This is a genomic window from Robinsoniella sp., from assembly GCF_034124845.1.
Genome location: NZ_JAWYAJ010000120.1, coordinates 17,387 through 28,042 on the forward strand (window position 1 = coordinate 17,387; position 10,656 = coordinate 28,042).

A 10,656-nucleotide genomic window follows, 5' to 3' on the forward strand; every position below is an offset into this window, starting at 1 on the left:
GCGCTGCAGGACCAACTGGCGCTGCAGGACCAACTGGCGCTGCAGGACCAACTGGTGCTTCCGGCAGGACTGGTGCTACCGGACCAACTGGCGCTGCAGGACCAACCGGCCCAAGCGGAAACCCGACAACTATTTATAGCATGAGTGCACTAAACACTTCAAATTCCAGTATAGATGTTGTAATTGGAGGAACACCTGTCCCGCTACCCGACAACCAGATTTTAACCAGCTTTACAGCAGATGAAACCAACGAATGCTTCACAGTTCCGCAATCCGGAACATATATGATATCTTATCAGGCTGCCACAACAACAGCTCTTTTAATGTCAACACAGATTTTATTAAATGGCTCTCCACTTACCGGATCTGTCGTATCTCCATCACTAGCCACAACATTATTTACTGCTTCACTATTTACCAATCTTACTGCAGGTGATACGCTGCAGCTTGAACTGTTCGGTCTTCAAGGTACAGCAGTACTTCGTTCAGGCAATGGTGCATTTCTTGAAGTTATCAGACTCAGCTAATTCAAACAGCGGCACCAGCTAATATCCTGGTTACGAATAATAAGACATAACAGAAATCCTGTAAACTCGGATTTCTGTTATGTCTCTTTTTCTTATTAGAGCCTTTCATTACCACCAGGCACGCTGTAGTACTAATCTTTTCCCCGGATTTTATATATTCGCGATGCATAACATGGCTTTATGCTCTGCGCAAACCGAAACAGATTACATGGATCATATTTACTCTTAATGCACATCAGACGTTTGGCATTTCCCCCATAATAGGCCTTCATATAATTTCCCGTACAGAGATAAGGAAAATTTATATAAGAACCCACGGTTAAAGAGCACAGGCATCTGAAGCGCGCATGGATCCATGACAGATTTTCCGGCTGGACTTCCGGAGATTTCCATATCGTTTCTATACCCATGATATAGTTTGCTTTTCTGTAATAAAAGGCAGTTTCACAAGGAGATAAATCCCGTACCTTTCCCCCAAGCGCATAAAGTGCAACAGAAGCATAGGTTGAACCTCTGGCTCTTTTTTTCACCAAACGTATAATAGATACCATCTGTCTGTTCGAATAATTTCCGCATACAAAACGCCCGGCAAAGCGAAATTTTTCAAATGGCGGATAAACAGATGCATCTATTTCAGTCGCTTCCAGAAAGGTAACATAACGAAAGGAAGCTTTTGCCCCGCATATTTTTAAAAACGGCTGTACCGACGCTGTTGCTTCTTCCGGCGTCCCATAAAAAAATCCCCGCAAAAATATGCCCATCCCTTCTTTTTCTGAATTAAAAATCCTGCTGTTAGGTGTAAAACGATTTTCTTTCTTCAGCAACCACTTCTGCCAGGTTCGAAGAAAGTGAAGCGATGTTCCATCATTGATTTTGGAATACTGAATATCAACATAGGTAACCTTCGTAACCTTTGGCAAAAGCTGGTACGTCAGTGATGTAATTACACCAAAATTCCCTCCGCCTCCACCTCGAAGCGCCCAAAAGAGATCCGAATGCTCCCTATCGTTGGCAACAATCAGATTCCCTCTGGGGTCCACAAGTTCCGCCTCTACAAGTAAATCACATGTGAGACCAAACATTCTGGAAGAATGTCCCCAGCCGCCTCCCTGAGTCAGCCCTACTGCCATCACAGTAGGACAAGTGCCACTGGGAAAAGGGTATCCGTATTGAGACAGATAATGATAAAGTTCCCTGTTATTTACACCACTTCCAATTCGTACCGTTTGGGTGTCTTCGCAGATACTCTTGTCCTTCAAAAGGCTGGTATCAATTACCAATCTTTTATTTCCAATACAAAACCCTTCATAATTATGCCCGCCTGACCTTACACGAATCTCCATCCCTTTGCTGGCAGCATAGCGTACCGCCTCTTCTGCATCCCGGGCATTTTCACAATAAATAATGGCAGAAGGATACTTTTGTATAGATCTGTTAAATATCTGCCTTTTTCTATGATAATCGGAACAGAATGGTAATATAATTTTACTGCATATATCTTCATTAAACATATTTTTAAAAACCTTTATAAGCTGGCTGCATGCAGACCAGAATTTCTAATATTATATGAAAGAATGAAAAAATATGTGCTGTATGATTGTATGGCAGGGTGCTTTTACCATTTACACAAAAGTTTAATACGAAATTAAATGCCAAATACTAATTTTTCAAAACTCTCTGCATCTACAGGCTTGGAGATCACATACCTCTGTACCATATCACAGTTAATTTCCTCTAAAAACCCCATCTGTTCCAAAGTCTCTCCCCCTTCGGCTACTGTCTTCATGCTTAACTTTTTAGCCAAATTCACAACTGATTCAATGATTACCCGTTCCCGGGGAACATCTGCTTTTGGAGAAGCAAAAAAAGCTTTATCAAGTTTCAACGTATCGGCATTCATATCTTTTAGGAGATTCAAAGAGGATAACCACTTCCAAAATCGTCTATGGAACATTGTCGAAAGATCCGGCTCTGTTATCCGATAGACATCTGTTGTCAAAAGTAAATAATACTTTTTCAGTGAATGGTGATTAAAGGCATTCATTTTCTGTGTCACTCTACCTAAAAACGCCAGGATCTAATCCTGGGAATTAGTTTTAAGGAGCAAATCAAAATTATCTGAAAAAAAGCGGCATATCAATTCATCTTGTTCTATACAGCTTTTGCATACATCATGAATGTGCCTTAAAATAAGATCTCCTTCATAGGTACCAAATGTATCGTTAAATAATTTGAAGTTTGCTGCATTCAGGGAAGTAAACGTAAATGCAAGTATAGATAACTGCTTATTATTGCGATTATTAATTATAAATACCTCCTCTGTTACAACTAAAAACAGGTAAAATCCAGAGTAATTTAATGGAATTTTCTTTCCTATTTTCGGTATGTGTTCCTAAAGCTCCTGTTATCTGATCTTCTTCATAAATAGGTATGGCATAAGCGTGCAATAGACTCCAGAGCATCTAAATTTACCTGTAAACGGGCATCTACTGAATATTCAACGCTTGATGACAGCTCCCTTAAGTAGCGTTCTGTTTCATCCGCAGTAGTCTTTCTGATCTGAAACACAAATAATATACAAATGAAAACAACGATTAAAGTTGCGCCGATTAACACAGTAAAAAATCTTTACGTATTTAATTTTAACGTCATCTGCCAGGTTCTTCCTCTCATACAATTGCTCCTTTTTTCTTCTCCTTGTGTTTCTCAGTAAAGAATAATGGAATTCAACTTTGTCACCCATTTTATCATTCATAAGGGAAATCCTTTTCATATCCGTGGTAAAATATATCCTGTTCCAGTTCCCATTTCTTGCTAATTTGAGTTCACTATATTTCAATCAAACAGTCTAGAATAATTATTAATTCTTTGGGAATAAAAAAAGAACCGAGCTCCCAAACCAAGTGGTTTGTATAGCCCGATTCTTTTTTTATTCCTTTTATATTATATAACCATTCGCTCTTTAAAAAGCTAATCCGGTCAATCTTATAACTGTGGTCCTGCTGAAACTAATGCTTTTCCAGCTTCATTGCCTTCATATTTTGAAAAGTTCTTAACAAAACGCTGAGCCAGATCTACTGCTTTTGTCTCCCATTCGGAAGCGTTAGCGTATGTGTCACGAGGATCCAGAATCTTAGGATCAACACCTGGAAGTTCTGTAGGAATTTCAAAATTAAAGTATGGAAGGTTTTTCATTGGAGCTTTTGCAATAGAACCATCTAAAATTGCATCAATGATTCCACGTGTATCACGGATAGAGATACGTTTTCCGGAACCATTCCATCCTGTATTTACAAGATATGCTTTAGCGCCGCTCATCTGCATTCTCTTAACAAGTTCCTCTGCATATTTTGTAGGATGCAGTTCCAGGAATGCCTGTCCGAAGCAAGCAGAGAAAGTAGGTGTAGGCTCTGTAATTCCACGCTCTGTACCAGCAAGTTTTGCTGTAAATCCAGACAGGAAGTAGTACTGTGTCTGCTCTGGAGTTAATACGGAAACTGGAGGAAGAACACCAAATGCATCTGCTGATAAGAAGATTACATCCTTTGCAGCTGGAGCTGTGGAAACTGGACGTACAATATTCTTAATGTGGTTGATTGGATAAGAAACACGTGTATTCTCTGTTACACTCTTATCATCAAAGTCAATCTTTCCTTCAGAATCAAGAGTAACATTCTCAAGAAGAGCATCTCTTTTAATTGCATTGAAAATATCTGGCTCAGATTCTTTGTCAAGGTTGATAACTTTAGCGTAACATCCGCCTTCAAAGTTAAAGATACCCTGGTCATCCCAGCCGTGCTCATCATCACCGATCAGAAGTCTCTTAGGATCTGTTGACAGAGTAGTTTTACCTGTTCCGGAAAGTCCGAAGAAGATTGCTGTATTTTCGCCGTTCAGATCAGTATTTGCTGAGCAGTGCATAGAAGCAATACCTTTCAGTGGCAGGTAGTAGTTCATCATAGAGAACATACCTTTTTTCATTTCTCCGCCGTACCATGTATTTACGATAACCTGTTCGCGGCTTGAGATGTTGAACATAACAGCTGTTTCAGAATTAAGGCCTAATTCTTTGTAATTCTCAACTTTTGCTTTAGAAGCGTTATATACGATGAAATCTGGTTCAAAGTTTTCAAGTTCTTCAGCTGTAGGCTGGATAAACATATTTGTAACGAAATGAGCCTGCCAAGCAACCTCTACGATGAAACGGATAGCCATACGAGTATCTTCGTTAGCACCACAGAATGCATCTACTACAAAAAGTCTTTTGTTAGAAAGAACTTCCTGAGCAAGTTTTTTAACGGTATCCCATGCTTCCTGGCTTGCCGGATGATTATCATTCTTGTATTCAGCTGAAGTCCACCATACGTTATCTTTGGAATTTTCATCCATAACTATGTACTTGTCCTGAGGTGAACGTCCTGTATAAATACCAGTCATAACATTAACAGCACCAAGTTCACTTACCTGGCCTTTTTCAAAACCTTCTAAGCTTGCTTTTGTCTCCTCCTCAAATAACATATCAAAAGAAGGATTGCGAACAATTTCTGTTACCCCATTAATGCCATATTGCGTTAAATCAATATTACTCATCTTTATTTCCTCACTTTCATTTTTTCGAATTTGTTTCTATCATCTCACTTTGTGAATAAAAAGTCAATAGCTTTAAATATAAAAATAATGTAAAATTTATGAATGTTGATCATATGCAGGTTCCGCGATGATATTTTGAGTGTTATTCATAAAAAATGTATACAAAATACCTGCCATGCCAGTAATAATTTGTATTATAAATTGCACATAAAGCTATGTCCGGACATACTTACTGCCCTCCGACTTAAACTTATGTTATTTAATACTCCGTGATCCACTCCCTTACCCCTTCTTTTGGGATAATTTATTGCATAAATATTCTTTTTGATCCCGTTAGCTATTCCTCTTCTTGGTCCAATAGGTGCCGTTTCCAGAAAGGATAAAACCATTCTTTACTACTGTGATTTGTTCATTTTTATAATTAATTCTCCTAATAACCCCATTAAATCCTTTGCCTTTTCAAATTCATTCATTTGAAGCAACTGCTGAATTCTGGTTTCTGTCTCTTTCTTCTTTTGTTCCAGCAGCAGATAATCCTTGTCAAAATGATTGGCATATATCATCTGACGGAATTTACGGATTGACATTCTCCGTACAGTATTATTTTCTACCAATAAAACATAATCCACACAATTAGCTACCGTATAAAAGTCATGAGATACCATCAGAATTGCACCTTTGTACGATGTAATTGCTTGTTCCAATGCAATCTGTGCATAAACATCCAAGTGCCCTGTGGGTTCATCCAGCAAAAGAAAGTTAGCTTTTCCCAATGAAATCACTGCTAATTGAAACAAGTCTTTTTCTCCTCCTGATAATTCACCCACTTTCTGATGAAGTGTCTCTCCTTCAAATCCATATTTTTTTAAATAGTCCGCTGCATCCTGTTGGGTATCAACACCTTTTTCAACAAAAATCTCCAGTAAAGTTTTTGATTCTTCATATAACGATGCTGTAATCTGAGTAAATATACCCAATTCTGCATGCTCATTTATCCTAATAGCACCTTTATTATTTTCATAGATTTCACGAAGCAATGTTGTTTTTCCGGTTCCGTTATTTCCAACAATTGCAACATGATCCTGAGATTTCATTACAAAATTTACATGGTCTAAAAGCTGCTCATCAAATGCGACGCTATAATCAGTCAACTCCAGTATATTTTCATTTACCACTTCCCTTTCAAGTTCAAAATGAATCTCCGGATATTTGATAGCAACGAAAGGAGCCTTAGTTTTTCGGTTTTTCAGACGATCAAGCAAAGTCTGTCTCGCGTGCACAGCTTTACCCAGGGATGCATTATCCATCGACGTCGCCTTCACTCTGGCTTTTTCTAAGATTTTACTTTGGCGGTCTATCTCTGCCTGATCGGCAGCTGCTGCTTCTTCCAGATCAATCTTTGTGGCAAGTAGTTCATAATTGTATTCTATATAGGTGCCGTCAAATTCCTGCATATCCATATTTTCCATGTGAAGGATCTTATTAAAACAATGGTTTAACAGATACCTGTTATGGGTGATAATAAGAAGGGTTCCTTTATGGGCATTAATAAGATTACTTAAAGCATCCAGATGATCAAAATCCAAAAACACATCAGGTTCATCCATAATAAGAAGACCCGGACTAATCATCATCTCTTTGATTACCTGAACCAGCTTGAATTCTCCACCGCTCAAACTACTGATATCCTGTCCTTCTAACTTTTGCAAATCAGCTATTTTTAACTGCTTTTTAATATTGCTTTCATAACAATCTCCATCAATGGCATTAAATTCATCCAGAACTTTCTGATATTTCTCAAAAATGGTTTCCAGATTGACAGCAGTCTCCATTTCCTTACAATAATCAATGATTTTCTGCTCCAGTTTCACAAATTCTTCGCTTAAATACTGAAAAACCGTCAAATCTTCTTTTTGATCTAATTGGGAAAACTGGCTGACATATCCAATTCTGCCTGTGCCTTCTATCTCTATTTTTCCATCGTACAGATACTCTTCTGCGTTCAGCAGCAAATTCAGCAGCGTACTTTTTCCTGTACCATTGGCACCGATCAATGCACAATGTTTCTTATCTTCTATTGAAAATGAAATATTTTTATATAAATCCTTTTGATGAAATGAGAAGGACAGGTTTTCAACCTTTATCATATATACCTCCTGTGGTTATTATTTTTGACTTAATTATATTATTTTTACCAACACAGTTCGCTATTCCATTATACCAGCTGTATCAAGATCGCTCACTAAGTTAAGTTTATTATATTACAGATTTGCCGTCTATAACAATAGCTTTCTTTTGTACTAAAATGAATGCCTGCTTACAGTTCTCACATTAGATGTAGGTTTTATTAAATAGTAAGACACTGAAACAAAAAGTATGGGTTTTGCCCTGTGATTTATTTCCACCTGACAAAACCCATTTATTATAAAATACGGGGCTGAAAAATATTTACCCTTTAAACATCAACCTCTCCATGCTCCTTGGCAAACTCCGGATCACGAATGCGCCCCACGATAATGATTGCTACAATGAATATCGTAAATGTAAACACAAATGGCAGCCGGCGGTCAATACTTGATAACCACCCTGCAAAATAGCCGAATGGTGAAGAAAAAGCAATCGTAAAAGACATTATCAAAGCATTAATGCGAGCCCGCTCCTCCGGATTAATACTGAGCTGGATCAATGCATCCTTTCGAGGCATAACTAGGGAACCTGCCACTGCTACTACAAAAACATAAATAATAATAACCGGCATATTGCCAACCGGTGCCATTATCAGCAGAATCGCTGCTGCTGCATACAATACCAAACCGCTCCACATAGGGATACGGAATTTCACGAATTCCAATCGGTGCTGTATTCCAATTAAGAAAATCAACATCACCGCCGCGTTCAGAATCGGAAAAAAAGCCAGATACCGCGATGCAATGCCTAACCGTTGTGTTACATACAAACTAAAAAAATTGGTACTGACCAGATTCGTGATATATAAAATCACGGATACAATAAGCACTTTCATAATCTCTTTATTCTTCAGCACTTTAGGTATCAAATACTTGTATTCATACAACATCTGTAAAACAGAAGTGTCCTTTGTCTCAGCCATCCGAATCTTGCCTTGCCTGGTTTCTTTACAAAACCGAGAAGTAACAATTACCTTAATCAGCATATTCACAGCAAAAACCAAATACAACACACGAACCACCGGTACCACAGTAAAGGAATTGATCAGCAATCCAGAAATCGGTGCAAAGAAAATCGCAATCAAACCGCCTATATTCACCCAAGTATAAATTCCCAATAAATCCTTGGGTTCTGCATCTTCAATCAGTAAGCAATACCACGCAGTCTGGTTAATCTGCTCAAAGCTGTTAAATAAAACTGCAATTAAAAAGAGCCAGAAGTTACCCGATATGCTCCATATCAGGCAAGCAACAGTCCAACCAAAGAAATCACCCATTATGGTTGTAAATTTTCGCCCCATCTTATCTGTTATTATACCGCCAAAAAAGGAAAAAAACACCTGAACAAACATGGCAATAGACAAAATCAGTCCGATTTGTACATCCGTGATTCCCTGTGAATACATATATAGTGTGGCAAAAGGTGCGATTAAATTATATGGAATGCCCCATAGCGGCTCCATTAATATCAGAGTTCTTGGATTTCCTTTGTTATGTTTTAACAATTCAATAAGCGGGTGATTTCGCAATGATTTCGTTTTTTGTGCTGTTTTCACAGATTTCTCCATTCTATGTATTATTACTTCATAATACGAAATTATAAAGACAACCTTCATTGGCTGCCTTTATTTGACTAAATAAGAAGAATACAAATTGTTGACTCCTGATTAATATACAAATTCAATTAATTTTATCTATTATATCATTATAGATTACTATTGTACAGTAACTAAATCACATACGTCGGAACGCGGATGTGATACTACATGGCAAAAAGCTGCATAGAAAAAGGCATTTACAGATTTTTGTTAATTTTGAAAGACAATACACTTGATCAGCCTTTGAATGGCACAGAAGACGACATGATTTGCTATCACTATAAAAATGTCCACAACATAAACATAAATACACATTAATACTTCCCCCTGGAAGCGTGGGAATAAGAAGTCGGAAGGTTCTTCCGCTTCCAAATATGTCTAAAATATATGTACTTGAGGGAAGATAACCGAATTGGATCTCTCCCCCTTTACAAAGTGATTTCCGAATGCAAGTACTATCCTTACAGTTGTATAATGTAACATAGTCGTTTACCTTAAAATGATAAATGTGTAATCGTATGCTGCAAATACAAGCAACAGGTTCCAAGCTCAAATTACAATCTTCTTTACAATTTCACAATCCACTCACAGCATTGACTGCTGGGAAATGGTGGGTGCCATCGTCTCCACCCGAATTATCTTGGACTTGCAGATGGTTCACTCCTTTGCCTGTCCTTCCAGTTCAAGCAAAAACCTATCATAATCGGACATAAACATTCTATCCTGCACAATCCGATACTTCTCAAATTCTGTCTCCGCATGGAGCTTTGCCTGCTCTGCACTGATTTTTCCAGCGTCTGTAAGGATTTCATTTCCATTAAACTCCAAGAAACCATCCAGACGCTTTGCCCAGTCCTCCATACTCATTGGAACCTGTCGCTCCGCCTGCAACTCCGCATAGCCAAGGTACAGGGACACAATTCGCTCCATGTACGACATCTCCTTGTCACTTAAATAGTTTTTGGCAATCGACACATCTGATTTTAATATCTTTCCGTCAGGAGCTGCATCCCATGTGGTTAAGCCCATATGCTCTTTCTCTGCATCAGCACATTCTACAATCAGTTCTGCGGCTGCATGTCTATGAACGGCCCAATGCATTTTATTCTGTACAGTTTGAAAAAAGCGGCGAGTCGTCTTTGCATCCTTATCGTAATCAAAGGCCGTGGCATACAGGTCAGTGATTTTCTGATAAAACTTACGCTCCGAAAGGCGAATCTCACGGATGTTCTGTAACTGACGCTCAAAATATTCATCAGTGAACATATGCCCCTTTTTGAGGCGCTCTTTATCCATTGTCCAGCCTTGGATGGTATAATCCTTAACGATTTGACCTGACCATTTACGGAAACGGACAGCACGGTCATTGTTAACTTTGAAGCCAACAGCAATAATCATTTGGAGATTATTGCTTGGTACTATACTGTTTTCCATCGGCAGCAGTTATAAAGTATTTCTTTACAACTGCCTCGTCAACCAATTCACCATCATCTAATATTTTCTTAATATGCTGCCCGATGTTCTGCACCGACACATCGTAAAGTTGAGCCATCATTCTTTGCGTCAACCAAATATTTTCATCCTCATAACGCATTTCCATACTATCAGCATTGTCACCGACAGCTGCCACATAGGTAAGATATTCCGCTGTTGAGCTATGTATTGTTATTTCATCTTTCCTTTTTGACATGGTACACCTCCAATCCATAATTTTTTCGGTTAGCTCCGATACTCTTTAATTTAAATAACATATTC

6 protein-coding genes and 2 pseudogenes are annotated in these 10,656 nt (G+C 38.4%); 1 reads left to right on the forward strand and 7 read right to left on the reverse strand.

Going from position 1 to position 10,656, the window contains the following annotated elements; all coding sequences use genetic code 11:
- Positions 1-527 (forward strand): annotated as a pseudogene (locus tag ACH2DQ_RS05840) (collagen-like protein); the annotation flags it as partial.
- Between the two features lie 131 nt (positions 528-658).
- On the opposite strand, the gene ACH2DQ_RS05845 reads toward ACH2DQ_RS05840, so the two are convergent.
- The 7 genes and pseudogenes from ACH2DQ_RS05845 to ACH2DQ_RS05875 form a co-directional block, all read right to left on the reverse strand.
- On the reverse strand, positions 659-2,038 hold the full coding sequence (locus ACH2DQ_RS05845) for an FAD-binding oxidoreductase (protein ID WP_394914967.1): 1,380 nt from the start codon (positions 2,036-2,038) through the stop codon (positions 659-661).
- A 134-nt stretch (positions 2,039-2,172) separates the two neighbouring features.
- Positions 2,173-2,583, reverse strand: a complete 411-nt coding sequence (locus ACH2DQ_RS05850; protein ID WP_394914968.1) for an EAL domain-containing protein — start codon at positions 2,581-2,583, stop codon at positions 2,173-2,175.
- Positions 2,584-2,604: 21 nt separating this feature from the next.
- Positions 2,605-2,913, reverse strand: a complete 309-nt coding sequence (locus ACH2DQ_RS05855) for a diguanylate cyclase domain-containing protein (protein ID WP_394915006.1) — start codon at positions 2,911-2,913, stop codon at positions 2,605-2,607.
- A 599-nt stretch (positions 2,914-3,512) separates the two neighbouring features.
- Complete coding sequence (gene pckA / locus ACH2DQ_RS05860; RefSeq protein WP_394914969.1) at positions 3,513-5,117, reverse strand: phosphoenolpyruvate carboxykinase (ATP); 1,605 nt, start codon at positions 5,115-5,117, stop codon at positions 3,513-3,515.
- 395 nt (positions 5,118-5,512) lie between these two features.
- Positions 5,513-7,264, reverse strand: a complete 1,752-nt coding sequence (locus ACH2DQ_RS05865; protein ID WP_395025935.1) for an ATP-binding cassette domain-containing protein — start codon at positions 7,262-7,264, stop codon at positions 5,513-5,515.
- Between the two features lie 308 nt (positions 7,265-7,572).
- A complete protein-coding gene (locus ACH2DQ_RS05870) occupies positions 7,573-8,859 on the reverse strand; it encodes an MFS transporter (protein WP_394914971.1) in 1,287 nt (428 codons plus the stop codon).
- 699 nt (positions 8,860-9,558) lie between these two features.
- A pseudogene (locus ACH2DQ_RS05875) lies at positions 9,559-10,591 on the reverse strand (virulence RhuM family protein).
- Between the last annotated feature and the right edge of the window lie 65 nt (positions 10,592-10,656).